Below are 26,382 nucleotides of genomic sequence, written 5' to 3' on the forward strand. Positions count from 1 at the left end.
GTCTTGTCCTGCGGGTTCTTGTGAGTGTCAGCGATAACCCGCGCAGATGCGTTTCAAGGCCGCCCATTCGGCCGCGTCAAGTAATGTTGCGCCACCTTTTTGCGGCGGCGCCATGGCGTTGATCCGCGCTACGCGGTCCTGTGTGGCCGGGTGATCGAGGAAAATCGAGCCTTTTCCGTTTGTTCCGGCGATCCGGGCGAGAAATCCACCGAGCGCGCGGGCATCGGCACCGAGGGACAGCATGGTCTTGACCGCATAATCGTCGGCGGCGGCCTCCTTGTCCCGGGAATAGGCCGATTTGAGCAGCGATTCGGCTGCGATGACCACGGCGCCACCCCCGACAAAGTCTCCCAGCAGCATGCCGAAGATCAGCGACAGGCCGGTCGTCTGCAGAATGGCGCGGGTACCGTCCCGATGTGCCACATGGCCGAGCTCGTGGGCGATGACGCCGGCCACCTCGTCGACATTGCGGGCCTGGTCGATCAGTCCCCGGAACACATAGATATGGCCGCCGGGCAGGGCGATGGCATTGGCCTCGTCCCGGCGGATCACGGCTGCCTGTAGGGGGATCCTGATGCCGGCGGCGGTCCGCAGCCGGTCCATCAGCTTTTCAAAAGCGGCTTCTCCGGCTTTTTCGACACTGGCGCCCCCACATTCGAAGGGCCGGCCCTCCGGGCCCTTGTCGAGCATCGCCCGGACCTGGGTGTCGGCAGCAGCTCCGAGCCGCCGTTCGATCCCCTGGGGAACAATCGGAGCAAGCCGGTCGGCAATCGCCGGAACGCCATAGGCGCCAACGAGGAGCAGCGAAATCGCGGCAAGAAAGCTCCATGCAATCACTTGCCGCCGCTGGGCGCGGGCGTTGGCGCCGGTGCGGTCGATATCCGGACAGGCGAGATCGATTTGGTGGGCGACATCCTGATCGGTGACTTCGAGACGCGCGAGGCTCGATGTGCCGCGCAAACCGATGCGGAAGATATGCTCCGGTGCGGACATGTGTTTCATCCGCGGATAGGACCATTCGTCGACGACTGCGCCATCGGCGCTGCGGATGATGACCGCTTCGGCCGCAAGCGCGATCGTCACATGGTGACGGGCTGACGTGACACCATCGTAATAGACGGCTGGGCAGGAGCGTGGTGCGGTGCCGGTCATATGCCGCCCAAATTCAAAATATCGGCGATGCCTTCGCCGAGCGGTGAACTCGCTTCACCCGCTGCCTGAACATGTGCCAGCCTTTCCGTGTTCGATAGTTCTGTCGATTCCGCCGCGAGCCGCCAGACCGATAACGATACGACGGCTTGATACAGCGTCGACAGGCCAAGAGCGGTTACGACGTAGATGCCGACCATCATCAAGACAGAGATAATTTCGGCTATCTCTGACGATGCCGTGTGGGCGCTCAACCCGATCAGGAACAATGCAACGAAAATGCCGACGACGAGAAGTAGCGCAAAGAGCAGCACGTAGCCGACGAAGCGAAGATAGGCGAAATACACGTCGCGCGTCCGCAAATGCGATACGGCCACGATCTCGCCGAAGCGCATGCCAGACACCCACCAGCGTGTCACGATCGCATGAAAGACAGGCAGCAACAGCAGCGCCAGGATAAAACTCGCAACGATGGCGATAATGCCGAAGCCGACAGCATCCACGAATCCCGGGCTTGCGCGTTCCATGCGCCCCAGCACATCGCCGCCGCCGCGCATCGCGCCCGTGGCCGCGACCCAATCGACGAGCGCGAACGACGACAATGCGGCAAGGACCGGCGCCATGACGAGCAGCCATAGCAGGAAGCCGCGAGCAAAGAGGCGCCAGCCCGAACCTTCGAATCGCCCTTGCAGATCGCCGTAATAGGTGTTGCGCATCTTGAAGCGCTCGAGTGCCGCGCGATTGAATGGATAGGCGAGGCCGAAGGTCATGATCGTCAGCGACCACCACCAGATCGCGCAGACGGCATAGCGGATGGCCGAGCCGGTCTGATGCAGCCGCAGACCACGAAACACGGTGCGGGTGAGACGATAGCGGCGGGCGAGATAGATACCGTATTGGCTGAGAAAAACGAGCAGCAGCACTGCGAATCCGCTGAGCAGATTTCCAATAAGGCCAAGATCGAGCACGGTGATCAGGAAGACCGTATAAATCGGCAAAAGCAGCGCGATCGCGACCAGAAAGCCCTGCAGCAATTCGATCGCCGTGCCTGAATATTCCAGTGGCTCGCCGTCGATCGCGGTATGCGCCCACAGGAAGCGGCGGATATCGGTGGCGAGCCAGAAACGGTACAGCCCGAGGGTGACCATGAGCAGAAAGGCGCCGCGGACCAGAATGCGCCAATAATCCTTATCGGCGCCGATAAAGCGGATCGGCCGCGATGGCGCGCCGCTGACCATGCCGGCAACGGCCGCCTCTGTCACCGACATGTTTCACTCCGCAGCGGTCGTTTCCGGCAAGATGTAGTCCTTGAAGCGTTCACGCAATGCCGTTTTCTGAATTTTTCCGGTGGCGGTGTGAGGGATTTCATCGACAAAGGCAACGTCGTCGGGCAGCCACCACTTGGCGACCTTGCCGCGCATGAAATTCAGGATTTCGGTCTTGCCGGCTGTCTCGCCTTTTTTCAGCACGACGATCAGGAGCGGCCGCTCGTCCCATTTTGGGTGACGAAGGCCGATGACAGCCGCTTCCGAAACCTTGGGATGGCCGACTGCAAGATTTTCCAGATCGATCGAGGAAATCCACTCGCCGCCGGACTTGATGATGTCTTTCGAGCGGTCGGTGATCTGCATATAGCCATTCCGGTCGATGGTCGCGACATCGCCGGTATCGAAGAAGCCTTCGTCGTCGAGAATGTCCTCATCATCCGCCTTGAAATACGAGCGGGCCACCGCCGGGCCGCGGACCTTCAGCCGGCCGAATGTCTTTCCGTCCCAGGGCTGCTTGCGTCCAAGATCGTCGGTAATCTTCATCTCGACGCCGAACGGTGAATGACCCTGCTTGATCTTGATATCGAGCAAGGCGTCGCCGCCCAGATCCGCATATTCAGGCTTGATCGTGCAGAGCGAGCCGAGCGGCGACATTTCAGTCATGCCCCAGGCGTGAATGACTTCAACGTCATAATTCTTCTCGAATTTCTCCGTCATTGCGCGCGGGCAGGCGGAACCACCAATGATCACGCGCTTCAGATATGGCAGTTTGGCGTTGGTTGCTTCGAGATGCTGCAACAGCATCAGCCAGATCGTGGGCACCGCCGCCGTGAAGGTGACGCGATAATCATCAAGCATCTGGTAGATCGATGCGCCATCCATCTTGTGCCCCGGCATGATCAGCGTGGCGCCATTCATCGGTGCAGTCAGTGCGATGCCCCAGCAATTGGCGTGAAACATCGGCACCACCGGCATTACCACGTCGCGCGAACTGATTCCCATCGCATCGCCGGCGGTCGCGATCATCGAGTGCAAAACATTCGAGCGGTGAGAATAAAGAACGCCTTTGGGGTGGCCGGTGGTGCCGGAGGTGTAGCACATGCCGGCCGCGGTATTTTCATCGAACGTCTTCCATGCGAAATCGCCATCGGATTCTGCAATCCAGGCTTCATAGGAGACGGCATTCTTCAATGACGTTTCGGGCATGTGCGCCGGGTCGGTCAGAACGATATAGCGTTCGACTGTCGGCAATCGAGCGGCGAGCTTTTCAAGCAGCGGCACAAACGTCAGGTCCGTCATGACCACACGGTCTTCGGCGTGATTGATGATCCAGACAATCTGATCGGGAAACAGGCGCGGATTGATCGTGTGATAGACCGCGCCGATGCCCATGATTCCGTACCAGGCTTCGAAATGGCGCCATGTATTCCAGGCCAAGGTTGCGACGCGGTCGCCGAGTTGCGCACCGTCGCGTTCAAGCCGCTGCGAGACCTTGAGTGCACGGTGTCGCGCTTCGCTGTAGGTCGTTTTGTGGATCGGGCCCTCGATCGAACGCGAAATAATGAGGCGCTCGGCATGCATCGTCGCGGCATGATCGAGGATGCGGTGGCAGAGCAGGGGCCAGTCTTGCATCAGACCGCGCATGGAGATCTCCCTAGACATTTTGTTTTTGTCCTTGGAGAGAGACTAGAGCTTTTCCGGCGTTGATGGAATCAAAGCCGGGGCTCTAGCTTATTGTTTTGACGCGTTTTCTTCACGCGAACTGGTATCCACTTCGCTCGAAAACGCTCTAAAGGCGCGGAAGCGGCTAGGTAAAGCGGCCGATGCGAAACCTGCTGAGATCGAACGAAGTCTTTCCCCTCAGCGCCAGTTCCGCCAGCGCCTGGCCGATGGCCGGCGCGAACTTGAAGCCATGTCCGGAACAGGGCGACGCAACGATGATGCGCTCCTGGCCCGGGGCGCGGTCGATCACGAAATCTTCGTCAGGCGCCATGGTGTAGAGGCAGGTCCTTGCCGACACGATTGGACCGGCGCTTGCCGGCAGGAAGCGATGGATCGGTTTCATGATGGACGCTTCATCGGCAGGCGAGACGGTGCGATCATAGCTGTCCGGGTCAACAATTTCTCCGGCATGATGATGCTTGGCGATTTTCAATCCGTCTTCGGCATGCAGCGGAAATCCGTAATGAATGCCGTCTTCGCTTTCGATCATGAAGACTGGGAACCAGCCGACCCTGAACAGATCGGGTTGCGCCGGCTTGACCCAGAGCAGCACCTGCCGGGTCGCCTGAAGCGGCAAGTTGAGACCCGGCAGCAGCGACTTTGTCCACGCGCCGGCGCTGACGATCACAGAGCCCGCTTCGAATGTGCCGCGCTCCGTTGTGACCCGGACGTTGGTGCTGAACTGTTCAATGGCAACGACACGCTCACCCGTATGAATTTCCGCCCCGGCTGCAGCGGCAAGTCTCAGATGCGCGCGGATGCCGGCTTCGGCCTGGACGAAACCGCCGTCCGGCTGAAGAACGGCAACGAAATCCTCTGGAATGCGAAAGGCCGGATAGAGCTTCATCAATTCGCGCGCAGTTAGGATTTCATGCGGAAGCTCATGCTCACGCGAGGCGGCCAATGTTCCTTTGATCAATTCCGAATCCGGGTTGCCGATTTCAGCGATGCCGGTGACAGTCATCAGGCTTTGGCCAGATTGCTGCTCGAGCTCGCGCCACATCGCCGCGGCACGACGGACAAGCGGCACATAGGACGGATGTTCGAAATAGCCGTGACGGATGATCCGTGTCCGGCCATGTGACGATCCGCGCTCATGCCCAGGTTCGAAACGCTCAAGGCCGAGGACGCGGATATTTTGCCGGGCCAAGTTTTGTCGGGTCAGGTGGTAAAGCGCCGCGCTTCCCATCGCGCCGAGGCCAACCACGATTACGTCATGGGTCACGTTCTGAATTTTCCATATGTCTATTGCGACAAACGCTAGCATGAGGGCAGCGGCGAGATCAGCCGCAGGGCTATGGCGGTTGTGGATTGTAGTGCGACCGTTCCCGCGAGCAGTGCAGATCAGTTTATGCAATCTGCATCCGGGGCAGACAGAGGCGCAGAACAGCCGCGATGCATTTTGCCGTACTTGCGGGCCTTCAAACGCTCGCAGTGCCCGCTCCGGCTCGAACAACCGGACTTCTAGGAGCATGAACACGGCGCCAAGACGGGCCCCGGCCGCCCCGAAAAAGCCCACTCCGCGATGACTCTTGCCGTTAATAGGAATATTTTCACGTGAAACATCGCCGCCGCTCTTCTCGGGTGGGCGCGCATATTCCTCTGCCGGTGCTCTGTGGCTCGCTTTCAGGAATGGATGGGAACTTTAAGGGAGAGATGAGGCCGCAGCCGTTTCGCTCCAACAATTGCCAATGCCGCGGCCTTCCAGCACAAATATAATTCCGATGGGGGCAATAACGCGCGTGCGACGTCTGTTCTTTCAACACCTGTTTGTCCAACACCTGTTTGTCGTTGTGACGGTTCTGACATGCGCGGCGGCTCCCGCGTTCGCGCGAGAGAAAGCCCTGCCGAAATCCAAGCCTGCAGCAGCGCCGCCGACTGCGCCCGCGCAACTGTCACCGGCCGCTGCCGCGTCGGCGACAGAACGCAAACACGGTCCCGTCGTCCCGATGGAAGAATTCGCGGCGGAGTCTGATCCGAGCACGACGTCCAGGGTAGCGGACAGCAAACCGGAAGAGCCTTCGGCCTGCTATACGCGCATCGCCGATCGTATCGCGGTGATCCAGTCACTGGCGGAACTGGCCGGGCCGGGGGATTGTGGCGCGACCGATGTGGTGAAGCTCGAAGCCGTCATCATGCCGGACAAGTCCAGGGTGACGCTCACGCCGCCTGCGACGCTTCGCTGCACGATGGCGGAAGTGGTGGCAACCTGGGTCCGAGAAGACCTGACGGCTTCTGTCGCGGCGCTCGGTTCGGCCATTCGCAATCTCGACAATTATGCGTCCTACGATTGCCGCGGCCGGAACCGCATTGCTGGCGCCAAAATCAGCGAGCATGGCATGGCCAATGCGATCGATGTCCGCGGTATTCACCTCGCCAACGGGAAATTCGCCGGGTTCACGGATCGCAATTTCGCCTTTGATTTCCGCGAGACCGTCCGCAAGCAGACCTGTGCCCGTTTTACGACGGTTCTTGGCCCAGGCTCCGATGGCCATCATGAAACCCATATTCACGTCGATCTGGCAGAGCGGCGCGGCGGTTACCGGCTGTGCCAGTGGAATGTGTTGGCTGCGGTTGACGAGGTTCCACTGCCGCGTCCGCGGCCCCAGGAAGCCCCGTGAAAATGCTTGGTAAGCATAGAGTTTTTGCGCGATGTCCCGGACTTTTGATGATCGTGTGAACCGTCCCTTCATCGCGATGGTGTAAACGCCCCCCATGAAGCCCGTCCGTCCTGCCGACCTATTGCCGGCCGAGGAGCCGCCTGCGCGCACCGGTATCAGCCGGCGGTCGCTGCTGCTGGGCGGCGTCGGACTTGTCACTGTGTCAGGATCTGCGGTTGCGGGCTATTCAGGCGCCGAGGCGGCGATGATGCTGGGGGTGACCCGTTATCGGCTCACCCCCCGTGGCTGGCCCGCCGGCTTGAAACTCAGTGTGACTGTCATTGCCGATATCCATGCCGGCGGACCGAATATGGGCGCTGCGCGCATCAACGAAATCGTCGAGGTCGCCAACAATCTGAATTCGGACATTGTCCTGTTGCTTGGCGATTACATCGCGACACACCGGTTCGTGACGGAGGTGGTGCCTGCCGCTGTGTGGTCGGCGGAGCTGGCGCGGCTCAAGGCACCGCTTGGTGTGCACGCGATCCTCGGCAATCACGACTGGTGGTTTCACCTGTCGCAGATCCGGCAGGCCCTGGCGCAAGCCAAGATCCCTGTCATGGAAAACACCGCCGTCCTGCTGGGCGAAGGGCAGTCACGCTTCTGGCTGGCCGGGCTGGGCGATCAGATCGCGCATTACATTTCGCCGGGTCGATTCAGGGGCGTCGACGATCTGCCAAAAACCATGGCGCAAATCAAAACCGACGATCCGGTTCTGTTGATGGTCCACGAGCCGGATATCTTCGTGGATGTACCTGATCGTGTGTCGCTGACGCTGGCCGGACACACGCATGGCGGCCAGGTCCGTGTGCCGTTCATCTGGCCGCGCTTTGTCCCGTCCATGTATGGCGCCCGTTTCGCCTACGGGCATATCTCGGAAGGTGGCCGCGACATGATCGTCTCAGGCGGCCTTGGCACTAGCGGTCTACCGATCCGGCTCGGCGTGCCGCCGGAAATCGTGCGCGTCGATCTGGGTGGGTAGATCGGCTTTCGTCGCCAGTTAGCGCCCAAATAAAAACGGCGCCAAAAAATGGCGCCGTTTGCCAAACTTGGAACTCGACTTTACTGGATCGAAAAGCGATCCGGCATGCCGAAGGCCACCTGAGGATTGGTCGGGGAATCGCCCTGTTTCGGCGCCAGCACCACAACCACCGTGTTTTCCTTCACCCGCCCATAGAGGTCGATAACATCCTCGTTGGTCATGCGGATGCAGCCGGACGACACCGAGGCGCCGATATATTCAGGCTGGTTGGTGCCATGGATCCGGTACAACGTGTCCTTGCCGCCTGTGTAAAGGTAGAGCGCGCGTGCGCCGAGCGGGTTATGCGGGCCGGGGCCGACGACGTTCGGGATACTTGGCCCAAGCCGTTCCTTGATCGCTGCGGTCGGCACCCAGGTCGGCCATTCGGCCTTGCGGCCGACCTTGGCGATGCCCGAGAAGGCAAGCGCCTCTTCACCAACGGTAATGCCGTAACGGATCGCCTTACCTTCCGGGAGCACGTAGTAAAGGAAGCGGGAGTCGCTATCGACCACGATCGAACCCGGAGATTCCTTGCGATGATAGGTGACGATGTGCCGCCGATACGGCTCCGGAATCGTCGCCTTGGCGTAAGGCACTTTGGACAGCAGTTCGCGATCGCGCGGCTTGAAGTTCGCCTCTGAGGCAGGTTCCAGCGTCGCCGTCGAGAGCGTGCCGACGCAGCCCGAAACGCTAAGCCCGACCAAGAGAAGCGCTAACAGGCGCATCGCCTAAATTCCCTATTTTTGCGCCGCACCGGGCGAAGATTCTTAAGGACCATATCCGAAAGAATTGCGAATCATCCAGCGGGTAAGCCCGTCCTCGCGATTGGTCCTGTGAAGGTGTTGCCTGAAAGCCGCAACTCTTCCGAGTGCCAAAGACCGTGATGCCGATTGGGCTTGTGCGAATAATCTCACCAACCCGTTAAACGACGGTTTACCGTATCCGGTGGAGACGTACCGGCAAAGCGCAATGAACGTCCGCGCGCGCCCGATCACTAAAGTTTGTGGCGGATGCCATCAAGTCTCACGATTGAAGCCCAATTCCGCCTCACTGGAACCCAATCTCGGAGTCACATTCCACGCGTGGGATGAAATGCCGTCCAATAAGGAGGATACGATGAATACCGCCAAGGCTTCTGGCCAGTCGCCTGAAAGCCGGCAAACCGAGGCCAGCCTCGACCGCCGATACGGCCGAATTGCAATTTCAGCCGTCGTCGCAACGTTACCTTATCGCAATCGCAGCGAAGCGAAAAAACAGGCCTATGTGCCGGTAGAGGCTCGCGAGACTGATTGAGCCGCGCCCCGCAGCGCTGTGTGCGGGGGCTAATAATGACTTGAAGTCAGCACGGTACCTCGCCATGACTTCCGCCGCGCTGCGGTCGCTCCGCAGACGGCGGAGGCAGCATGCTGACTGTTTACGTTCTGCGAGGCACGGCTCTCGAGCCACGGATTCTGGAAGGCGAGAAGGGCCTGCCTGCAGGGCTGCCAGAGGCAGCCATCTGGCTCGATCTCCTCAACCCGACCCTTGAAGAAGACCGCTTGGTGGAAAAACTGGTTGGGGCTGCAATCCCGACCCGCGAGGAAATGCAGGAAATCGAGATTTCCAGCCGTCTCTATATCGAGAATGGTGCGCGCTACATGACTGCGACGTTGATGTCGCAATCGGATACGCCGTCTCCCGTCACCACGCCGGTTTCGTTTATTCTGGCAGGGCAGCGCCTGGTCACGGTGCGCTATGACGAGCCACGCCCATTCGCGATGACGCGCCATAAGCTTGGCCGCGCCTGTCCGTCCAATGTCACCGGGCAGACGGTGCTGATGGATTTGCTGGATGCCGTCATCGATCGCAACGCCGATATTCTTGAGCGCATCGGCATGGAGGTCGATCAGGTCTCGCAGAAGGTGTTCGAGACGCGCCGCAGCCGCGGTGGTTCGTCCCGCGTTTATCAGGGCATTTTGTACACGATCGGCCGAAAGGGCGATCTCACATCCAAAGTTCGTGAGAGCCTCGTCTCGATCGGCCGTCTGGTGCTGTTTCTCGCCCAAGAGGGAGAGGACATGCGCTGGTCGAAGGAAATGCGCGCGCAACTCAAGACGATGCAGCGAGATACCCAGTCGCTGTCGGACCATACGACTTATCTGACCAACAGCATCACCTTCTTGCTTGACGCTATGCTGGGTCTCGTCAGCATTGAACAGAACAATATCATCAAGCTGTTTTCGGTTGTCGCAGTCGTGATGATGCCGCCGACTCTTGTGGCCTCGATCTACGGCATGAACTTCGAGTTCATGCCGGAGCTGAAATGGGCGGCCGGCTATCCGCTCGCGCTGATCGCGATGGTTATATCGTCCGTGGTGCCTTATCTCTATTTCAAGTGGAAGAAGTGGCTTTAAAAGAGCTGCTTGTTTCCTACCCTCGTTGCATTCCGCACATACTCGCCTGGTGTCACGCCAAATGTTCGTCGGAACAGCGCGATGAACGCGCTGATGCTGTCATAGCCAAGATCGAGCGCGACGCTCGTCACCGGCGTGTTTTCCGTCAGCATCTCGAGCGATCGCAACAAGCGCGCGCGTTGACGCCATGCGGTGAAGGTGAAGCCGGTCTCCGATACGAAACGGCGGCTGAGGGTTCGCGTGGCGACACCCGCCCATGATGCCCACGCGTGGAGATCGCGATCGTCTTCTGGGTGTTCGGCTAAGGCGTTTGCAATTCGTAATAAACGCGGATCGCGCGGCATCGGCAGACCCAAGCTCTCCGCGGGAAGCGTCCGGATCTCGTTGAGGATGACCTGTGCGAGAGGCAGACGTATGTCGTCCAGCGGCTGGCCTTTCCACTGCGCCATGCGCAATACCGCTTCTCGCAGCAGGCCGGATGTTCGCATGGTCACAGGCCGATCGGGCAGGTCCCGGCAAATCGACGGCCGGATATAGACACACCAGCCGTCAAAGGGACCGTGCGACCGGCCCGAATGGACCTGATGCGGCGGGATCCAGACAGCGTGCACGGCTGGCACAACCCACTGCCCTGTCTCGGTGCCAAGCGTGAGCAGGCCGCGCCACGCGCCGGCCAATTGCCCGTAAGCATGGCTGTGGCTTTCGGCGACCAGAGAGTCGGGCTCGCCATGTGCCACCGCGATCAGCAGGGGCCGTTCTTCTTCTGTATCTGCATCAAACGGGCTTTCGGGCGGACCAGCCATGGCATCTTCGCGTTATCGAATGGCATTGTTAGCTTAGCAGCGCCAATAGATCCCCGCTACGTGTGACACCGCCGTATCGCCCTGCTGACGCTTGGTCGTTGTCGAAATCAGGCCCGACGCTCCGGGCCGTTGTGGAGTCCCATCATGAGCCAAGCTCAGCCAGATATCCTTTCCGATCCCGCCGAACTGGATCGGCTCTATGCACCGCCGTCCCCGATGATCCAGAAAGCGGTGACGCGGGAACTTTTGGATTTTCACCGGGCCTATTTGCGTGTTGCGTCGTTCTTCTGCTTGGCGACTGGCAGCGACCGCGGACTGGATGCAACGCCGCGCGGCGGCCAGGCGGGCTTTGTGCGTGTACTCGACGAACGAACCGTGGCTTTTGCCGACTGGCCCGGAAATAACCGCATCGAGTCGCTCCGCAACCTGCTCAAGGACGACCACGCCGGTTTGTTGTTCCTGTTTCCGGGGCTGGACGTCTTTCTGCGCATCAATGGTCGTGCGCATATATCCACCACGCCCGGTCTCCTTGCCGATCTGGCGGAAGGGCAGCGCCAGCCCAAATGCGCAATCGTCGTCGTGGTGGAGGAGGTGCTGTTTCATTGCGGCAAGGCCATCAACCGCGCCAAGCTTTGGGATCCGGCGAGCCGGATCGACCGAAAGACGTTGCCTAGTGTCGGAACGATGTTGGCCGCGCTCGCGGAGCTGAAGGATGTATCGCCGGACGCGCTGGACGCGCATTACGACCATTCAGTCAAGACTGAGCTCTATTGATCTAATCAGACGTGCTGGCCGCCGTTGATGTGAATCTCGGCACCATGCACGTATGACGACGTCTCCGTGCACAGCACGTAAATGATCTTCGCGACTTCGTCCGGGGTACCAAGGCGGTGCATCGGGATCTGCTGTTCGACAATCTTTTCCGTTCCCGGCGACAGGATCGCCGTGTCAATTTCTCCCGGTGCGATGGCATTCACCCGAATGCCGAGCGGGCCGAAATCGGCAGCCATTTCCCGCGTGAGCGATGCCAGGGCGGCCTTGGAAGTTGCGTAAGCCGCGCCGGCGAAAGGATGCACACGCGAGCCGGCAATCGAGGTCACATTCACCACCGAGCCATGCCCGACTTTCAACTGATCAATCAGGCCGCGCGCCAGCATGATCGGTGCGAAGAAATTCACCTGAAAGACATGCTGCCAGACCTTGATATCGGTGCCGATTGCGCTCAGCCGCTTGCCGCCCTCGGCCTTCGGCGAAATCGCGGCGTTGTTCACCAGCGCATTCAGTTGCCCGTCGGGCAGCCGCCGTTTGATCTCTTCAATTGCTTCGGCGGTATTTTCAGGGCTGCTGAGGTCGACCTGGATGTGATCTTCGGGACCTGCTTCCCACGGACAGTTTTCTGGAAACGGATGACGCGAGCAGGTGATCACCCGCCAGCCCGCGGCCGAAAAGCGTTTCACCGTCGCATGCCCAATGCCACGGCTGGCGCCGGTCAGTAGCAGCGTGCGGCGTGGGCCGTTATCGGACGACGGGGGCATTCGTTGATCCTGCTGGGGCACTCAAAAGCGTCTGCAAATTAGCTCAAGGCAAATAAGCTCACGGATAGAGGCGCGTCTTTGTCCACGTTTTATTGTCTCCGGATTGCGCGAAGACAATGCGATCGTGCAGCCGGAACGGGCGATCGTGCCAAAACTCGAGTGATATAGGAACGACGCGAAACCCGGACCAGAAAGGCGGTCTTGGAATTGTTCCAAGCGGATAGCGCGCAGTGACTTGCGCAACGGCTTTTTCGAATGCGAGCCGGCTTTCAAGCGGCGCCGATTGCTTGCTGGCCCAGGCACCGATCTGCGCAAGGCGTGGGCGCGTCGCGAAGTAGGCGTCGGCCTCTGCGTCGGTCACAGGCTCGACATGGCCGCGGATGCGAACCTGACGGCGGAGTGATTTCCAGTGGAAAAGAAGGGCGGCCTCCGGCCGTTCCTTCAGTTCGCGTGCCTTGGCGCTGTCCAGGTTTGTGTAAAACACGAAGCCCTGGCTATCGAAGCCCTTGAGCAGCACCATGCGCACGTCCGGAAATCCGTCGGAGCCCGCGGTCGCGATCGCCATGGCATTGGGATCATTGGGTTCGGATTGCGTTGCTTCTTTCAGCCATGCCGCGAACAGCGCCAAAGGCTCAGAGCTTTCTGTGAAATCACCGTTCCTTAACGGTTCTGACTGTTGAATGGCTGGTGTATCTGTCATGTGTCTGGGGAGCCGAGTGACCGGCCTGTTCTCGCGTTTTACCGTCGGGCAGATCGTATATAGGCGAATGCGCCCGGCGCGCCTATGCCGGCCGCTGGCATGCGCGGGCGCGATGATGATCGCCAGCCTAGCGGCCGGTTGCAGCACCAGTTACCAGCTCGGATCGATGTTCGGAAAGGACGAGGATAAACCTGTCCAGACGGGCTCGGTCCCGGTTGTGGCGCGCGCTGACGAGCAGGCGCCGCATATGCCGCCGGCCTCCGATCTGGCCTATGCGAAGATGGCTGCGGCGGAAATCCTCAGCCGAGGAGCCAAGGATTCGAGCCAGCCCTGGGAAAATCCGCAATCGGGGGCGAGGGGCACGGTGACACCCTTGGCCGCTTCCTATCGAATGGAAGGTGCTTTGTGCCGCGATTTCCTCGCAAGCTATGTGGCCGAGGGGGAGGAATCCTGGATGCAGGGGGAGGCCTGCCGGGGTGGTAAGGGGAAATGGGAGATACGCCGTCTCAAACCATGGCGGCGAACGTGAGCGCCTCGACGTTGCGAAAGCCGGATTACAATCCCAAATAACCGGGACTGACAAGTCGGCCGGGAGCCGGCCTCTGTTTTCAAGGAGTTTATTGAATGCGCGACCCCTACGACGTTCTGGGGGTGCCGCGGGGGGCTGCGGCTGGCCAGATCAAGTCAGCCTTTCGAAAGCTTGCCAAGAAGCACCATCCCGACGCCAACAAGGATGACCCGAAAGCCTCTGCGCGTTTCGCTGAGGCCAATGCCGCCTATGAAATTCTCGGCGACGAGAAGAAGCGCAAGCAGTTCGACGCTGGTGAGATCGATGCCGAGGGTAAGCCGCGCTTTACTGGCTTTGAAGGCGTGCATCCCGGCGGTTTCGGTGGCGGCTCTGCTGGTCCCGACATGCATTTCGAAACATTCTCCTGGGGACCGCAAGGCGGCCAGCAGCGCAGCGCCCGTGGTGGCTTTGGCGGCATTGACGAAATTCTTAAGGAGATGATGGGGGGCCGCGCACGTGGCCGCGCCGGCGGTACGCCGTTCGAACCAGAGGAGTTTGCACCGGCGCCGGGTCAGGATGTGACCGCCTCCGTCACCATCTCGCTGTCCGACCTTGCGCATGGCGGTTCGCGCCGCGTCTATCTGCCGACCGGCAAGGAAGTGGATGTCAAAATTCCGGTTGGTCTTTCCGACGGACAACAGATCCGGCTCAAGGGCCAAGGCTTCGTCGGTGCCGGCGGCATGCCAGGCGATGCGATCATCACCGTGAATATCGCCAAACATCCGTATTTCGAGCGTGACGGTTCAAATGTGCGTCTTGAACTGCCGATTACGCTTTACGAAGCGGTGCTTGGCGGCAAGGTGCGCGTGCCGACACTCGATGGTGCCGTGGAGCTGGCGATTCCGGCCAACACCAATAGCGGCCGGACGTTCCGTCTCAAAGGCAAAGGCCTGCCGGACAAAACCGGCAAGGGCGATCTGTTTGCGACCGTGCGGATCGTGTTGCCTGACCAGAGCGATGGTGAGCTTGAAGAGCTGATGCGCAAGTGGCGGGACGAGAAGCCCTACGATCCGCGCAAGAATCTTGGCTAAGTTAGTCGCTGGCGGCGCCTGCTGGTCCTTGTCAGCTCTGTCGCTTACGTGCCGCGCCGGCTGATCACAGGCTCAGTGGATGAGCGGTTGGCCGGCGGCGGCGGAGCCCGGTTTTCGAGCTGCTCGAATGCAGCCCTCGCAAATTCCTTGAGTCGCATCTTGTTGGCCGGGCCACTGACGACATAGCCGTAATCGCCGACCACCCAGCGGATCGCGGCGACATTATCCGATTGATAATAACGAAATGACATTTGCTGGGCCGGCAGCTTGGTGCAATAGAAGGTAATCCGGTCTCCGTTGCCGTTCTCGTACATGAACAGGGCGGCCGGGCCGTTTTCTCCGGGCAGCAGACGGCCGCCAAGCAGCTTCATGTCGAAGGCCGAAAAGTCCGGGAGGCGCAGCGATGTGCCAAGACGGCGCGACAGCCATGGCGTCAGATGCGATTCGGTTGCGCCGACCTCCACGGGATGGCGGATTTCGCCGATATATAATTTGTGTGCGGCCAAGGCGTATTGCGCGATCTGATCGGTCGGATCGCCAGGCGCCGCGGTGACCTCGGTCGTGTCGCGGGCCATCCAGCCGGCGACACCGCCGATCAGAAACGCAGCAGCGGCAATGGCCGCCGCGATAGCGCGCCAGTTGCGGCCCGAGCGCAGCAACGACTCGATTTTCAAATGCGACGGCACGGCTTCATGCGCGGTGCTGCCGAAGCGCGTCCGGATCGCATCGGCCTGTACTTTCCAGGCGGCCACGCGCGCCGCGTCATCGGGATGCGATGCAAGCCATGCTTCGACTGCGGCATTGCGGTCGGCTGGCAATTCACCGTCAACGAAGGCGTGCAGTTCGTCTTCCGTCACGGGTGATTCACGATCGGTCATCGGTCACCTCTTACTTTCATTTCACGCGGCGCAGCACCGGGCGCTCGCCGTCGAGATAGGCTTTAATTTGCGCGCGCGCCCGTGCCAGCCGCGACATCACCGTGCCGATCGGTACCCCCTGAACCTCGGCGACTTCGCGATAGGACAGTCCCTCCAGCACCACCAGCAGCAGTGCCTGCTTTTGATCGTCAACCAGAAGATCGAGCGCCCGCTCGATGTCGCGGCCGCCGGCTTCGGGACCGGCAGAATCCGGTGCGTCATTATCTTCCAGCGTTGAGGTCGAGGGCCGGCGTGCCAGCGAACGCAGGCGATTGCGATTGAGATTGGTTAGGATGGTGAACAGCCATGACCGGATCTCCCCGCCGTGGAACAGATGTTCCGAGCGCAAGGCGCGGACCAGTGTGTCCTGCACGAGATCGTCCGCCAGTTCACCGTCACGCGTCAGCGCCCGCGCATAGCGCCGCAACGCTGGAACGTTGGTCTCCACATCCTGCCGAAAGCTGCTCATCAATCGGGTCCCTGGAAATCTGTATCTCGAACCACTATCCGGCATAGTGGATGTTCGGCCGCTGGGCAAAAACAGCTGTCGGCAGTTGTGGTGTCCATGCCCGGACTAACACCCGGGGCATATTCACTATTCCGAAATTGATAGCCGGAGCGATCGCCCACAGGCCGCCTGCGGGCCTGTTCTTGATGGTCCCGATACCCTGTGCCACAAGATGACCGCTCAAAAGCGCCTCAAAAAAGGAACATCAATGCCGGACGCACCTGGCCTCATGCGCGGAAAACGCGGGCTGATCATGGGGGTCGCGAATAACCGTTCGATCGCCTGGGGTATCGCCAAGGCCTGCCACAATCATGGGGCGGACCTGGCCTTCACCTACCAGGGCGACGCGCTGAAAAAGCGGGTCGAGCCGCTGGCCGAGGAGGTCGACGGCATCGTGGTCGGCCATTGCGACGTGTCCGAACCGGCCACCATCGATGCGGCGTTTCAGGCGGTGGAAGCAGCCTGGGGTTCGCTCGATTTTGTGGTGCACGCCATCGCCTTCTCCGACAAGGATCAACTCGACGGGCGTTATATCGATACGACCGAAGACAACTTCGTGAAGACGATGTTGATCTCCTGCTATTCGTTCACCGCGATCGCTCAGCGGGCCGAGAAGCTGATGACGAATGGCGGATCGATGCTGACGCTGACCTATTACGGCGCCGAGAAATGGATGCCACATTACAATGTCATGGGTCTGGCGAAGGCTGCGCTCGAATCCTCGGTGCGTTATCTCGCCGCCGATCTCGGTCAAAAGAACATCCGCGTGAATGCGATCTCCGCCGGCCCGATCAAGACGCTGGCTGCGTCGGGGATCGGCGATTTCCGGTATATCCTGAAATGGAACGAATATAATACACCGCTGCGCCGCAATGTTTCGCTCGATGAGGTCGGCGATTCCGCCGCCTATTTCCTGTCGGATCTTTCGCGCGGCGTGACCGGAGAGATCCATCATGTCGATGCCGGTTACCATGTTGTCGGCATCAAGCATCCTGATGCGCCGGATTTGACCGTCGGCGAACCCTGATCGGATTTTGACAGCTCTAAAAAAACGGCCGGACCTTGAGGTCCGGCCGTTTTCGCGCCAGGCGCTTAATTCAATTAGGCGGCGATCCGGTATTCAATCACGTTTTCGGCCTTCTTCTTGGCCTTCTTCTTGGCTTTTTTCTTCGCAGCCGAGACGTCGGTGGCGACGGTCAGCTCAGCCTTCTTGGCCTTCTTCTTGGCTTTCTTCTTGGCAGCCGAGACGTCGGTAGCGACGGTCAGCTCAGCCTTCTTGGCCTTCTTCTTGGCTTTCTTCTTGGCAGCCGAGACGTCGGTAGCGACGGTCAGCTCAGCCTTCTTGGCCTTCTTCTTGGCTTTCTTCTTGGCAGCCGAGACGTCGGTGGCGACGGTCAGCTCAGCCTTCTTGGCCTTCTTCTTGGCTTTCTTCTTGGCAGCCGAGACGTCGGTGGCGACGGTCAGTTCAGCCTTCTTGGCCTTCTTCTTCGCTTTCTTCTTGGCGGCCGAGAAATCGGCGCTCTTCGCAACGCCTGGGGTTGCCTGAGCCGCGAGCACCGGCGACATCGTGGTCGTGCCGATGAAGCCGATCGCGGCAAGGACGGCGATCAATTTACGCATGGGGTTTGTCCTCGTGAGTGGGTCGATAATTCCTGGCGAAAGTGTTCGGGTGCGATTGAGGTCCCGGAACGGGTCTTTCCCAGCCAATTCATTTGCAGATTTCATTTCCTCCGGCAAATGAAAAAATCAAAAAAACCCTTATTTTTCAAAAGCTTAACGAGCGTTCAGGTTCTCATTAATTCGCGTTCAGCCCCATGAATGCGCATTCAGAGCAGACAAGAAAAATGCTGCACAGCAGTAATGAAATCGCCCGATTTGACCCTGCGGTTCACGCGGGCTACCAAGCCGCCTTACCCGAAAAAAGCATCATGTCGTTCAACACCTTCGGCCATCTGTTCCGCGTGACCTCGTTTGGCGAAAGCCACGGGCCCGCGCTTGGCTGTGTCGTCGACGGGTGCCCGCCGCGCATTCCACTCACGGCTGCAGAGATCCAGAACGATCTTGATAAACGCCGTCCTGGTCAGTCGCGATACACGACTCAGCGCCAGGAGCCGGATGCGGTCCGCATTCTGTCTGGTGTGTTTACTGATGAAGCGACCGGTCAGGACATGACGACCGGTACGCCGATCGCGCTGCTCATCGAAAATGTCGACCAGCGCTCGAAGGATTATTCCGATATCAAGGACAAGTATCGTCCTGGACATGCCGGTTACACCTACGACGTCAAGTACGGCTTCTACGATTATCGCGGTGGCGGTCGTGCCTCGGCGCGCGAGACCGCGGCGCGTGTGGCGGCCGGTGCCATCGCGCGCAAGATCGTGCCGGGCGTGACAGTGCGCGGAGCGTTGGTGCGGATGGGACCGCATGCGGTCGACCGCTCGCGTTGGGACTGGGATGAGGTCTCGCGCAATCCTTTCTTCTGTCCTGACGCCAAGATGGCGGAAATCTGGGCCGATTATCTCGATGGCGTCCGCAAGGCCGGCTCTTCGATCGGAGCGGTTGTCGAGATCGTGGCTGACGGTGTCCCGCCGGGCCTTGGCGCACCGGTCTATGGCAAACTCGATGCCGAGTTGGCGGCGGGCCTCATGAGCATCAATGCGGTGAAAGGCGTCGAAATCGGCGACGGCTTTGCGGCCGCGGATCTGTCCGGTGCGGACAATGCTGACGAGATGCGCATGGGCAACGATGGCAAGCCGCTGTTTCTGTCGAACCATGCGGGCGGCATCCTGGGTGGCATCTCGACCGGTCAACCGGTGGTTGCGCGATTCGCCGTGAAGCCGACGTCCTCGATCCTGCAGCCCCGGAAGACGGTCGATCGCTACGGCCGCGACGCCGAGATCGTGACCAAAGGCCGCCACGACCCATGCGTAGGCATCAGAGGGGTCCCCGTCGGCGAGGCGATGGTGGCATGTGTCATCGCCGATCATTATCTCCGTCATCGCGGGCAGGTGGGTGAAGGGCCGTCATGGCCATTTCCCATGACCGACCGGTGATTGCCGAACCCACCAACTGCCGAACGCGGAACAGGACTTCAATGCTTGACACTCAGAACCGCATCGATCAGGCGATTGCCGCCTTTGCTCGTGGCGAACTCGTTGTCGTCACCGACGACGACGACCGTGAGAATGAGGGCGATCTCTTCGTCGCCGCGTCGCTTTGCACGCCGGAGAAGATGGGCTTCATCATCCGGCACACGTCAGGCATCGTCTGTGCGCCGTTGTCGATTGAAGAAGCAAAGCGTCTGCACCTAGACCCGATGGTATCGCGCAACGACGCGCCGCTCGGCACGGCCTTTACCGTCACCGTCGATGTGAAGCACGGCTTGACCACGGGTATCTCGGCCGAAGAACGCACCAACACCGTCCGCGCGCTGGCCAACGGCAATAGCGGCGCTGCCGATTTTGTGCGGCCCGGCCACGTATTTCCGCTGGTTGCTAAGGAAGGCGGCGTACTGATGCGCTCCGGCCATACCGAGGCCTGCGTCGATCTCTGCAAGCTGGCACACCTGCCGCCGGTCGGGGTGCTCGCTGAATTGATGAATGACGATGGCAGCGTCATGCGCGGCCGCCAGGTTGCTGAATTCGCCGAAAAGCATGGCCTGAAGCGCGTCTCGATTGCCGATCTGATTGCCTATCGGCAGGTGCGCGAAAAACTGGTCGAGCGCGTCGGCGAATTCCCGGTGGCATCGCCGATTGGCACGTTACAAGGCTACGCCTATGTCACACCGTTCGACCCTCAGCATCACATGGCCTTTGTGTATGGCCGGATTGGCGATGGCGAAGGCGTGCCGACGCGCTTGCACCGGGCGGACATCATTGGCGATGTGTTCGGTGGCGCGAAGACGATCAATGCCGTCCTGTCGCGTTTCAAGGACGAGGGCCGGGGCGTTATCGTCTATCTGCGTGACGGCACCGCCGGCGTGCCGGTGACGGCCATTCCGCGTGACGGCGAAACCGATTCTGAGGCCGCCCGCATCCGGCAATGGCGCGAAATCGGGCTGGGTGCGCAGATCCTGAAGGATCTCGGCATTTCCTCGATCCGGCTGATTACCTCCAAGAAGCTCACCTATGTGGGCCTGGGTGGCTTCGGTATCGAGATTGTGTCCACCGAGTCAGTGGACGGCTGATCTCCCCAGAGCATGATGCCGAAAAGTGCGAAGCGGTTTTCGGACGACATCATGCTCTAACGTATTAGAATCGACCACGTTTTATGTTTTTGGATCGCTTCGATCCAAAAACATCGTGATCTAGTGCGCCGTTTCCGAAGTTATGGCAGCATAATTGCTAGCATCATAGTTGCTTAAGCCTGTTTCGATCTTTTAGTCCGCCCGACAGGGAAACAGGACGGAGGCATTCGGATGTTCAGGCGTTGGTCTGTGCTGGCGGCTGTGTTGCTGTTCGCCGGCTTGGTCTTCACAGCGTGGCATCTGGATGCCGCGCCGGCACGGCGCGACCTGTCCGAGAGCAGGCAAACATCCGTCGATATCGAGTTGATACTGGCGGTCGATATCTCCTACTCGATGGACCCGGATGAACTGGCGCTGCAGCGAGAAGGGTATTCTCGGGCGCTGACCTCTGCTGAATTCCTGAATGCTCTTAAGCAAGGCATCCACGGCAAGATTGCCATCACTTATTTTGAATGGGCCGGTGTACAGGACCAGAAGGTGGTTGTGCCGTGGCGCCTGATCGACGGGCCGGAAAGTGCCGGTTCGGTCGCCAATGAGATTTCCCAGGCTCCGTTGCGCCGTGCGGCGCGCACCTCGATTTCCGGTGCGCTGTTGTTCGGCATGAAGCTGTTCGAATCGAGCGGCCAGCGCGGCATCCGCCGCGTAATCGATATCTCCGGCGACGGCGCCAATAACAGCGGACCTCTGGTTGTGGTCGCGCGCGATGAGGTGCTGTCCCATGGCATCACCATCAACGGACTTCCGGTGATGCTGAAACGGCCGAGTTATTCGACCATGGATATCGAACAACTCGACGAATATTACGAGGATTGCGTGATCGGCGGTCCTGCCGCTTTTGTGGTGCCGGTCAAGGATCGCGAGAAATTCGTCGAAGCCATCCGTACCAAGCTGGTGCTCGAAATCGCAAGCCTTTCGCCAGACGCGAAAGTGACGAAGGCTTCAGCGGCCAATCCGCGTGTGCCCTGCACGATCGGCGAGCGCATCTGGCAGGAGCGCTGGGGGAATTAGCTGAACTCGCTCACGCTTCAATCGGCCTCATCCTGAGGACTTTCGAGACGCGCAGCGCTGCTGCGCTCCTCAGGATGAGGGCGGGGTTAGTGCGGAGAAACTATCGCGTAAATTGCCCAACAATCTCGACATGCGCCGTGTATTTGAACTGATCGACAGGCGTGACGCTACGGAGCGTATAGCCGCCTTCGATCAGGATCGCCGCATCGCGCGCGAAGGTCGCGGCGTTGCAGGACACGGCGATGACATTGCGTACCTTGCTGCGCGCAATCTCGCGGGCTTGCGCTTCCGCGCCTTGCCGTGGCGGATCGAACACGATCGCGTCGAATCCGGATAATTCCTGAAACGTCATCGGCCGGCGAAACAGATCGCGTTTCGATGCAGCAACGGGCTTGAGGCCCGGTGTCGCTTGCGCGGCTTTCGCCAGCGCATCCACGGCGTTCTGGTCGCTATCCATCGCCGTGACGCGACCGCGTTCGGCAAGACGTAGGGCGAAAGGGCCGATCCCGCAAAACAGATCGAGTGTGTTTTTTGCCGAGCCTGAGTATTGCAGAACAAGCTCGGCCAGCACGTGTTCGCCACGCTCGGTCGACTGCAGGAACGATCCCGGTGGCAATGTAACGCGCGCCTTCCCGACCTGCAGGAGCGGTGGGGCATTCAGAGCAATGAGTTCGCCATGCCGCGTGAGGCGAGCGATGCCGCCGGTTGCCGCAATCGACGTCAGGGCAGTCACACGCTTGCTATCGATCGGTCCGGAGCCGCGGATATCGATATCGAGGCCATTGATCGTTGCCGTGACATGGATGTCGAGCGGCTTTGCCAAAAGGCTGAGCGCTTCGGCGATTTTCCATGCGATTTCAATGGTGCCTTTCATCGATGGTGCGAGCACCGGACAGCGATCGATCGGTACGATCAGATGCGCGCGGGGGGCGGAGAATCCGACTTCGACAATGTCCTTGGTGCCACGCCGCGCATGCAACACGGCTCTGCGGCGGCCATCGCCATGCGCATCGATGAGTTGTCCGACCGTCGTTTCGAGACCCGCTTGTTCCAGCGCGGAGACGACGAGACCGCGTTTCCAGACCCGGTAAGCGGGTTCGCTCCAATGCTGGATCGCGCAGCCGCCGCAAACGCCAAAATGCGGACAGAACGGTTCGATGCGATCCGGCGATGCTTCGACGATTCGCAAGAGGTGTGAGCGGTCCGGGTGGAAACGCTCGGCATCGATGGTTTCGCCTGGCAGTGTGTAGGGCACGAAGACCGGACCGTCAGGCGTGCGCGCTACGCCGTCGCCGCGATGCCCAACCTCGATGATATGCAGCCGTTCGACCATGACTATGTCATGCCCGGCTTTCGTGCCGGACCGCAAGCTTCCGTCACAAAGCCGCGGGTATATCCGGCAGATATCTCCGCTTTGTCAGGATGTGGAAGCGGATGACAAGTAGTACGGCATAGATGAGGACCGACAGCGACAGGCCGATCCAGACACCGAACGCGCCAAAGCCAAGCGTGAAGCCGAGGCCATAGCAGGCGGTGAAACCGATCAGCCAAAAGCAGATCGCCGAGAACAGCAGTGGCACTCGTGTGTCGTTCAGGCCGCGCAGTGCGCCTGCGGCGACAGTCTGGACGCCGTCGGCGATGAAGAAGCTCGCGCCAACCACAAGCAACGTCGCTGCGAGCGCCGCCGTCGGTGCGTTTTCTTGCGTGATCGTTCCGAGGAACAGGATGGGCAGGAATTCGCGCGTTACGATCACGATCAGCGTCATGGTTGTCATGAAGGCAATCCCAAGCCCGATCGCAGTGAAACCGGCGCTGCGCGTGCCGGGGCTGTCACGCCGTCCGACCGCATGACCGACCCGCACGGTCGCGGCCATGGAGATGCCGAACGGCACCATGAACATGATCGATGCGATGGTCAGTGCGATCTGATGCGCGGCGAGTGCGGTGGTGCCGATCCAGCCCATGAGCACGCCGGCGGCGGCAAACACGCCATATTCAAGTGCAAAGGTGCCGGCGATCGGTGCGCCGATAATCACCAGCCGCCGGAACAGCGGCCAGTCCGGCCGCCAGAAGCGTCCGAGCACACGGAATTTTCTGAATGGCCGCTGGGCGTAGCAGACCCAGATCGCAGCGGCGCACATGCCGATATTGACAGTGGTGGTCGCTAGGCCGGCGCCGAGCAGGTCCAGTTTGGGCATGCCGAAATGACCATAGATCAGCGTGTAGGCTAAAAGCGCATTGGCCGGAATGGCGGCCAGCGTGATCCACAGGCCGGGCTCCGGCCGGTTCACGGCACCCATGAAGCCGCGCAGGGCGATGAACCACCAGGCCGGGATCAGGCTCCAGGCAAGTCCGTAGAGATACCGTGCGGCCAATGTGGCGGCCTGTTCGGTCTGTCCGAGCGCCAGCAGAATATCGTGGCCGAAAAGCTGGACCGCGCTGAGCGGGATGCCGAGCATCGTTGCGGCCCATAAACCCACACGCAGCGCACGGCGCACCATGCGCGGATTGCGTGCCCCGAAGGCTTGGGCCGCAAGGGGAGCGACGGCAGACACGAGCCCCATGCCGAGCACGAACGCGCCGAACAGAACCATGTGTGCGAGCGCCGAGGCCGCCACGACGTGATCGCCGAGCCGGCCGAGCAGGGCCAGATCGGTGGTCATCATCGCGATCTGGCCAAGCTGGGTCAGCGCGATCGGCAGGGCCAGCCGGATCGTCTCGGTCAGTTCGACGCGCCAGTGCGGCGCTGCGGCCGGGGACGGAACCCCAGCAGTCAGGGTCGTGTGCATAGTCATTGGTTTGTTCGTTCAGAGCGGCTGCGGCATCGACGGCTTGACGCCACGGCCGACGAGGGCAAGCAAGCCCTGCCGGACGCTTGTGAAGCGCACGTGACGGTCCGTTTAGCGTCAAAAAGTGTTGGAAATCAGCCCTGTTCCATTCTTTGGGGTGATGGATGGGCCAGCGTCGGCGTGATCGAATCGGCTGGCTGCGCTGTGCATGATACAAGTTTAGCATCATACACGTTGGACGCCCGGTCCGCATTGCGGACGCCTCGAAAAGGATCGCCGATGGACCGTATCGTCCTCGCTCTGCGCACCTTCCTGCGGCTGGCTCTGCCTTACTTCCGCTCAGAGGAGAGATGGACCGCGCGGGGCTTGCTGGCCGCCGTGATCGGGGCGGAACTGGCGCTGGTTTATGTGGCGGTCTCGGTGATCAACTGGAATGCCCGGTTCTTCAATGCGCTGGAGGGGCGCGATTGGGACGCCTTCCATGCCGAGCTGATCGTGTTCGGCTTCATCATCGTCGGTGCTATCCTTTCAGGTGCGGCGCAATATTTTTTCGGGCAAACGTTGCAGATCCGCTGGCGGCGCTGGCTGACGGCCAATTACGTCTCGCAGTGGATGGCGCAGGGGCGGCATTACCGCGTGCGGGTCGTCGCACCGAATGTCGACAATATCCATCTGCGCATCGCCAATGACGTGTATCTCTTCATCCAGCGCACGCACGAACTGACGACGGGGCTGCTTGGCAGCATCGTGGCGCTGTTTTCGTTCGCCTATATCCTTTGGGGCCTGTCGGCGACGACACCGATACCCGGCTTTGCCGATCTCAAAATTCCGGGTTGGCTGATCTGGGCAGCGCTGACCTATGCCGGTATCGGCACATTGATCGCCCACATGATCGGCTGGCGGCTGATCCCGCTGAATTTCAATCAGCAGCGTTACGAATCCGATTTTCGTTTCGCGATCGTGCGTGCCGCCGATCACTCCGAGCCGATTGCGCTGATGAAGGGCGAGCCTGTCGAGCGCGAAGAGCTGAGGCATCGATTTTCAAATCTTGTCGGCAACTGGACGCGCCTGGTCGCGACGCAGACACGGCTTGTCGGGTTCATCGGGGGCTACGCGCAAGCTTCGACGGTCGTGCCAATTCTGATTGTCAGTCCGGCCTACCTGACTGGTGCGATCCCGCTCGGGTCGCTGATGCAGGCGGCGCTGGCTTTTCCGAAGGTCGAAGGCGCATTCGCCTTCTGCATCAGCTCCTATGGCAAGATCGCCGAATGGAAAGCGATGGTCGATCGTCTCTGGCAATTCGAGGAGGCGATGCGTGCGGTCGACGCCAGTCGCGCCCACACGACCGGTGCCATCGCCGTAGCGCGCCAACCGCAGGAGAGTGTCGATGTATCCGGCATTTCTATCCGCTTGCCGGATGGTTCGGTGATCGCCGGCCTGCCGTCGTTGTCGCTGCGACCGGGTGACCGTGTGATGATCACGGGACCATCTGGTTCCGGCAAATCGACGCTGTTCCGCGCGCTGACCGGATTGTGGCCTGCCGGGTCTGGCCGTGTGGTCTTTCCTGTCGACGGCGATGTGCTGGTCATGCCGCAGCGTCCCTATTTCCCGCTCGGCACGCTCAGGACCGCGATTACCTATCCGCAACCGGATGAAGAACTCACCGATGACGGCATCGTCACGGCACTGGAAGATGTCGGCCTGCCGCATCTGGCATCGCGGCTCGACGAGGAGGCGGACTGGAGTGTCCTCCTCTCAGGGGGTGAGCAGCAGCGAGTCGGTATCGCCCGCGCCCTGCTGCGAAAGCCCAATGTGCTGCTGTTCGACGAGCCGGTGGCCACGCTGGGCGACGCATCGGGCCGCGATCTCTATAAGATGCTGCTGGATCGCCTGCCGGATGCGGTGGTGATGACGATCGACCGGCGCGAGGTGCTGCGCGAATTCCACCACAAGGTGGTCGAACTCGAGGTGGAGGGTACCGGTTTGCCGCATTCGCGCCCCGATATACGCCCCTTGGCAATCCAGCCGGCATAAACTAGCCATTGAAGAGGAACGTCGTGAGGA

General features: G+C 60.5%; 25 protein-coding genes. 12 read left to right on the top strand and 13 right to left on the bottom strand.

Translation table 11 applies throughout. The features are described from left to right. Window positions 1-27 precede the first annotated feature (27 nt). From CAK95_RS15800 to solA, 4 genes are all read right to left on the bottom strand, one after another. Window positions 28-1,152, bottom strand: coding sequence for a M48 family metallopeptidase (locus CAK95_RS15800; RefSeq protein ID WP_086088771.1), 1,125 nt, complete (start codon window positions 1,150-1,152; stop codon window positions 28-30). After that, window positions 1,149-2,417 carry a DUF898 family protein gene (locus CAK95_RS15805; RefSeq protein WP_086088772.1) on the bottom strand — a complete coding sequence of 423 codons (1,269 nt, stop codon included), beginning with the start codon at window positions 2,415-2,417 and terminating at the stop codon, window positions 1,149-1,151. The genes CAK95_RS15800 and CAK95_RS15805 overlap by 4 nt, the downstream gene beginning before the upstream one ends. 3 nt (window positions 2,418-2,420) lie before the next feature. Further along, a complete protein-coding gene (locus CAK95_RS15810; protein WP_086088773.1) occupies window positions 2,421-4,061 on the bottom strand; it encodes a fatty-acid--CoA ligase in 1,641 nt (546 codons plus the stop codon). A gap of 163 nt (window positions 4,062-4,224) precedes the next feature. After that, on the bottom strand, window positions 4,225-5,364 hold the full coding sequence (gene solA / locus CAK95_RS15815; protein ID WP_245303422.1) for an N-methyl-L-tryptophan oxidase: 1,140 nt from the start codon (window positions 5,362-5,364) through the stop codon (window positions 4,225-4,227). Window positions 5,365-5,881: 517 nt separating this feature from the next. Here solA and CAK95_RS15820 point away from each other — a divergent pair. Both CAK95_RS15820 and CAK95_RS15825 read left to right on the top strand, forming a co-directional pair. Then, entirely contained in the window at window positions 5,882-6,760 is an 879-nt protein-coding gene (locus CAK95_RS15820) for an extensin-like domain-containing protein (RefSeq protein WP_157699643.1), read from the top strand. A gap of 94 nt (window positions 6,761-6,854) precedes the next feature. Beyond that, window positions 6,855-7,781, top strand: a complete 927-nt coding sequence (locus tag CAK95_RS15825; protein ID WP_086088775.1) for a metallophosphoesterase — start codon at window positions 6,855-6,857, stop codon at window positions 7,779-7,781. A gap of 80 nt (window positions 7,782-7,861) precedes the next feature. On the opposite strand, the gene CAK95_RS15830 is transcribed toward CAK95_RS15825, so the two are convergent. After that, window positions 7,862-8,545: a L,D-transpeptidase gene (locus CAK95_RS15830; RefSeq protein WP_086088776.1), complete on the bottom strand. Its 684-nt coding sequence runs from the start codon at window positions 8,543-8,545 to the stop codon at window positions 7,862-7,864. Window positions 8,546-8,936: 391 nt separating this feature from the next. On the opposite strand from CAK95_RS15830, the gene CAK95_RS29255 reads away from it, so the two are divergent. Then, a complete protein-coding gene (locus CAK95_RS29255; RefSeq protein ID WP_157699644.1) occupies window positions 8,937-9,113 on the top strand; it encodes a hypothetical protein in 177 nt (58 codons plus the stop codon). A 110-nt stretch (window positions 9,114-9,223) separates the two neighbouring features. Beyond that, window positions 9,224-10,213, top strand: coding sequence for a magnesium transporter CorA family protein (locus CAK95_RS15835; protein ID WP_086088777.1), 990 nt, complete (start codon window positions 9,224-9,226; stop codon window positions 10,211-10,213). Here the strand turns inward: CAK95_RS15835 and CAK95_RS15840 are convergent. Further along, window positions 10,210-11,016, bottom strand: a complete 807-nt coding sequence (locus CAK95_RS15840) for an AraC family transcriptional regulator (RefSeq protein ID WP_086088778.1) — start codon at window positions 11,014-11,016, stop codon at window positions 10,210-10,212. The genes CAK95_RS15835 and CAK95_RS15840 overlap by 4 nt on opposite strands. A 144-nt stretch (window positions 11,017-11,160) precedes the next feature. On the opposite strand from CAK95_RS15840, the gene CAK95_RS15845 reads away from it, so the two are divergent. After that, the gene (locus CAK95_RS15845; protein WP_086088779.1) at window positions 11,161-11,790 is read left to right on the top strand and encodes an MSMEG_1061 family FMN-dependent PPOX-type flavoprotein; all 630 of its coding nucleotides are present in this window, start codon (window positions 11,161-11,163) and stop codon (window positions 11,788-11,790) included. 5 nt (window positions 11,791-11,795) lie between these two features. Here the strand turns inward: CAK95_RS15845 and CAK95_RS15850 are convergent, their stop codons facing one another. Both CAK95_RS15850 and pdxH read right to left on the bottom strand, forming a co-directional pair. After that, on the bottom strand, window positions 11,796-12,551 hold the full coding sequence (locus CAK95_RS15850; protein WP_086088780.1) for an SDR family NAD(P)-dependent oxidoreductase: 756 nt from the start codon (window positions 12,549-12,551) through the stop codon (window positions 11,796-11,798). 58 nt (window positions 12,552-12,609) lie between these two features. Then, the gene (gene pdxH, locus CAK95_RS15855; protein WP_086088781.1) at window positions 12,610-13,251 is read right to left on the bottom strand and encodes a pyridoxamine 5'-phosphate oxidase; all 642 of its coding nucleotides are present in this window, start codon (window positions 13,249-13,251) and stop codon (window positions 12,610-12,612) included. Between the two features lie 16 nt (window positions 13,252-13,267). Here pdxH and CAK95_RS15860 point away from each other — a divergent pair, with 16 nt between their 5' ends. Then, the gene (locus tag CAK95_RS15860) at window positions 13,268-13,780 is read left to right on the top strand and encodes an RT0821/Lpp0805 family surface protein (RefSeq protein ID WP_245303423.1); all 513 of its coding nucleotides are present in this window, start codon (window positions 13,268-13,270) and stop codon (window positions 13,778-13,780) included. 95 nt (window positions 13,781-13,875) lie between these two features. Then, window positions 13,876-14,850: a DnaJ C-terminal domain-containing protein gene (locus CAK95_RS15865; RefSeq protein WP_086088782.1), complete on the top strand. Its 975-nt coding sequence runs from the start codon at window positions 13,876-13,878 to the stop codon at window positions 14,848-14,850. Between the two features lie 44 nt (window positions 14,851-14,894). Here CAK95_RS15865 and CAK95_RS15870 read toward each other — a convergent pair whose 3' ends face one another. Together CAK95_RS15870 and CAK95_RS15875 are read right to left on the bottom strand one after the other, a co-directional pair. Then, the gene (locus tag CAK95_RS15870) at window positions 14,895-15,728 is read right to left on the bottom strand and encodes an anti-sigma factor family protein (RefSeq protein ID WP_086088783.1); all 834 of its coding nucleotides are present in this window, start codon (window positions 15,726-15,728) and stop codon (window positions 14,895-14,897) included. Between the two features lie 16 nt (window positions 15,729-15,744). Continuing rightward, window positions 15,745-16,236 carry an RNA polymerase sigma factor gene (locus CAK95_RS15875; RefSeq protein ID WP_086088784.1) on the bottom strand — a complete coding sequence of 164 codons (492 nt, stop codon included), beginning with the start codon at window positions 16,234-16,236 and terminating at the stop codon, window positions 15,745-15,747. Between the two features lie 247 nt (window positions 16,237-16,483). On the opposite strand from CAK95_RS15875, the gene fabI reads away from it, so the two are divergent. Next, window positions 16,484-17,302 (top strand): enoyl-ACP reductase FabI, encoded by an 819-nt coding sequence (fabI, locus tag CAK95_RS15880; protein WP_086088785.1) that lies wholly within the window; start codon window positions 16,484-16,486, stop codon window positions 17,300-17,302. 74 nt (window positions 17,303-17,376) lie between these two features. Here the strand turns inward: fabI and CAK95_RS29260 are convergent, their stop codons facing one another. After that, window positions 17,377-17,895 carry a hypothetical protein gene (locus tag CAK95_RS29260; protein WP_157699645.1) on the bottom strand — a complete coding sequence of 173 codons (519 nt, stop codon included), beginning with the start codon at window positions 17,893-17,895 and terminating at the stop codon, window positions 17,377-17,379. Window positions 17,896-18,203: 308 nt separating this feature from the next. Here CAK95_RS29260 and aroC point away from each other — a divergent pair, with 308 nt between their 5' ends. The 3 genes from aroC to CAK95_RS15900 all read left to right on the top strand — a co-directional run bounded on the left by aroC (window position 18,204) and on the right by CAK95_RS15900 (window position 21,529). Next, window positions 18,204-19,328, top strand: a complete 1,125-nt coding sequence (gene aroC, locus CAK95_RS15890; protein ID WP_086088787.1) for a chorismate synthase — start codon at window positions 18,204-18,206, stop codon at window positions 19,326-19,328. A gap of 41 nt (window positions 19,329-19,369) precedes the next feature. Next, window positions 19,370-20,461, top strand: a complete 1,092-nt coding sequence (gene ribB / locus CAK95_RS15895; RefSeq protein WP_183044346.1) for a 3,4-dihydroxy-2-butanone-4-phosphate synthase — start codon at window positions 19,370-19,372, stop codon at window positions 20,459-20,461. Between the two features lie 231 nt (window positions 20,462-20,692). Next, window positions 20,693-21,529, top strand: coding sequence for a DUF1194 domain-containing protein (locus CAK95_RS15900; RefSeq protein ID WP_086088789.1), 837 nt, complete (start codon window positions 20,693-20,695; stop codon window positions 21,527-21,529). 100 nt (window positions 21,530-21,629) lie between these two features. On the opposite strand, the gene CAK95_RS15905 is transcribed toward CAK95_RS15900, so the two are convergent. Beyond that, on the bottom strand, window positions 21,630-22,862 hold the full coding sequence (locus CAK95_RS15905; protein WP_086088790.1) for a class I SAM-dependent RNA methyltransferase: 1,233 nt from the start codon (window positions 22,860-22,862) through the stop codon (window positions 21,630-21,632). A 43-nt stretch (window positions 22,863-22,905) separates the two neighbouring features. Next, complete coding sequence (locus CAK95_RS15910; RefSeq protein ID WP_183044355.1) at window positions 22,906-24,318, bottom strand: MATE family efflux transporter; 1,413 nt, start codon at window positions 24,316-24,318, stop codon at window positions 22,906-22,908. A gap of 279 nt (window positions 24,319-24,597) precedes the next feature. On the opposite strand from CAK95_RS15910, the gene CAK95_RS30210 reads away from it, so the two are divergent. Continuing rightward, a complete protein-coding gene (locus CAK95_RS30210) occupies window positions 24,598-26,352 on the top strand; it encodes an ABC transporter ATP-binding protein/permease (protein WP_086088792.1) in 1,755 nt (584 codons plus the stop codon). The last annotated feature ends 30 nt before the right edge of the window (window positions 26,353-26,382 follow it).

Origin of the sequence: Pseudorhodoplanes sinuspersici, from assembly GCF_002119765.1 — a bacterium.
GTDB classification, from domain to species: Bacteria; Pseudomonadota; Alphaproteobacteria; order Rhizobiales; family Xanthobacteraceae; genus Pseudorhodoplanes; species Pseudorhodoplanes sinuspersici.

Bases quoted from the DNA above. Each gene is read 5' to 3' on its own strand.
- CAK95_RS15800 (WP_086088771.1), bottom strand. From the start codon at position 1,152: ATGACCGGCACCGCACCACGCTCCTGCCCAGCCGTCTATTACGATGGT.
- CAK95_RS15805 (WP_086088772.1), bottom strand. From the start codon at position 2,417: ATGTCGGTGACAGAGGCGGCCGTTGCCGGCATGGTCAGCGGCGCGCCA.
- CAK95_RS15810 (WP_086088773.1), bottom strand. From the start codon at position 4,061: ATGCGCGGTCTGATGCAAGACTGGCCCCTGCTCTGCCACCGCATCCTC.
- CAK95_RS15825 (WP_086088775.1), top strand. From the start codon at position 6,855: ATGAAGCCCGTCCGTCCTGCCGACCTATTGCCGGCCGAGGAGCCGCCT.
- CAK95_RS15830 (WP_086088776.1), bottom strand. From the start codon at position 8,545: ATGCGCCTGTTAGCGCTTCTCTTGGTCGGGCTTAGCGTTTCGGGCTGC.
- CAK95_RS29255 (WP_157699644.1), top strand. From the start codon at position 8,937: ATGAATACCGCCAAGGCTTCTGGCCAGTCGCCTGAAAGCCGGCAAACC.
- CAK95_RS15835 (WP_086088777.1), top strand. From the start codon at position 9,224: ATGCTGACTGTTTACGTTCTGCGAGGCACGGCTCTCGAGCCACGGATT.
- CAK95_RS15840 (WP_086088778.1), bottom strand. From the start codon at position 11,016: ATGGCTGGTCCGCCCGAAAGCCCGTTTGATGCAGATACAGAAGAAGAA.
- CAK95_RS15845 (WP_086088779.1), top strand. From the start codon at position 11,161: ATGAGCCAAGCTCAGCCAGATATCCTTTCCGATCCCGCCGAACTGGAT.
- CAK95_RS15850 (WP_086088780.1), bottom strand. From the start codon at position 12,551: ATGCCCCCGTCGTCCGATAACGGCCCACGCCGCACGCTGCTACTGACC.
- pdxH (WP_086088781.1), bottom strand. From the start codon at position 13,251: ATGACAGATACACCAGCCATTCAACAGTCAGAACCGTTAAGGAACGGT.
- CAK95_RS15865 (WP_086088782.1), top strand. From the start codon at position 13,876: ATGCGCGACCCCTACGACGTTCTGGGGGTGCCGCGGGGGGCTGCGGCT.
- CAK95_RS15870 (WP_086088783.1), bottom strand. From the start codon at position 15,728: ATGACCGATCGTGAATCACCCGTGACGGAAGACGAACTGCACGCCTTC.
- CAK95_RS15875 (WP_086088784.1), bottom strand. From the start codon at position 16,236: ATGAGCAGCTTTCGGCAGGATGTGGAGACCAACGTTCCAGCGTTGCGG.
- fabI (WP_086088785.1), top strand. From the start codon at position 16,484: ATGCCGGACGCACCTGGCCTCATGCGCGGAAAACGCGGGCTGATCATG.
- CAK95_RS29260 (WP_157699645.1), bottom strand. From the start codon at position 17,895: ATGCGTAAATTGATCGCCGTCCTTGCCGCGATCGGCTTCATCGGCACG.
- aroC (WP_086088787.1), top strand. From the start codon at position 18,204: ATGTCGTTCAACACCTTCGGCCATCTGTTCCGCGTGACCTCGTTTGGC.
- ribB (WP_183044346.1), top strand. From the start codon at position 19,370: ATGCTTGACACTCAGAACCGCATCGATCAGGCGATTGCCGCCTTTGCT.
- CAK95_RS15900 (WP_086088789.1), top strand. From the start codon at position 20,693: ATGTTCAGGCGTTGGTCTGTGCTGGCGGCTGTGTTGCTGTTCGCCGGC.
- CAK95_RS15905 (WP_086088790.1), bottom strand. From the start codon at position 22,862: ATGGTCGAACGGCTGCATATCATCGAGGTTGGGCATCGCGGCGACGGC.
- CAK95_RS15910 (WP_183044355.1), bottom strand. From the start codon at position 24,318: ATGCACACGACCCTGACTGCTGGGGTTCCGTCCCCGGCCGCAGCGCCG.
- CAK95_RS30210 (WP_086088792.1), top strand. From the start codon at position 24,598: ATGGACCGTATCGTCCTCGCTCTGCGCACCTTCCTGCGGCTGGCTCTG.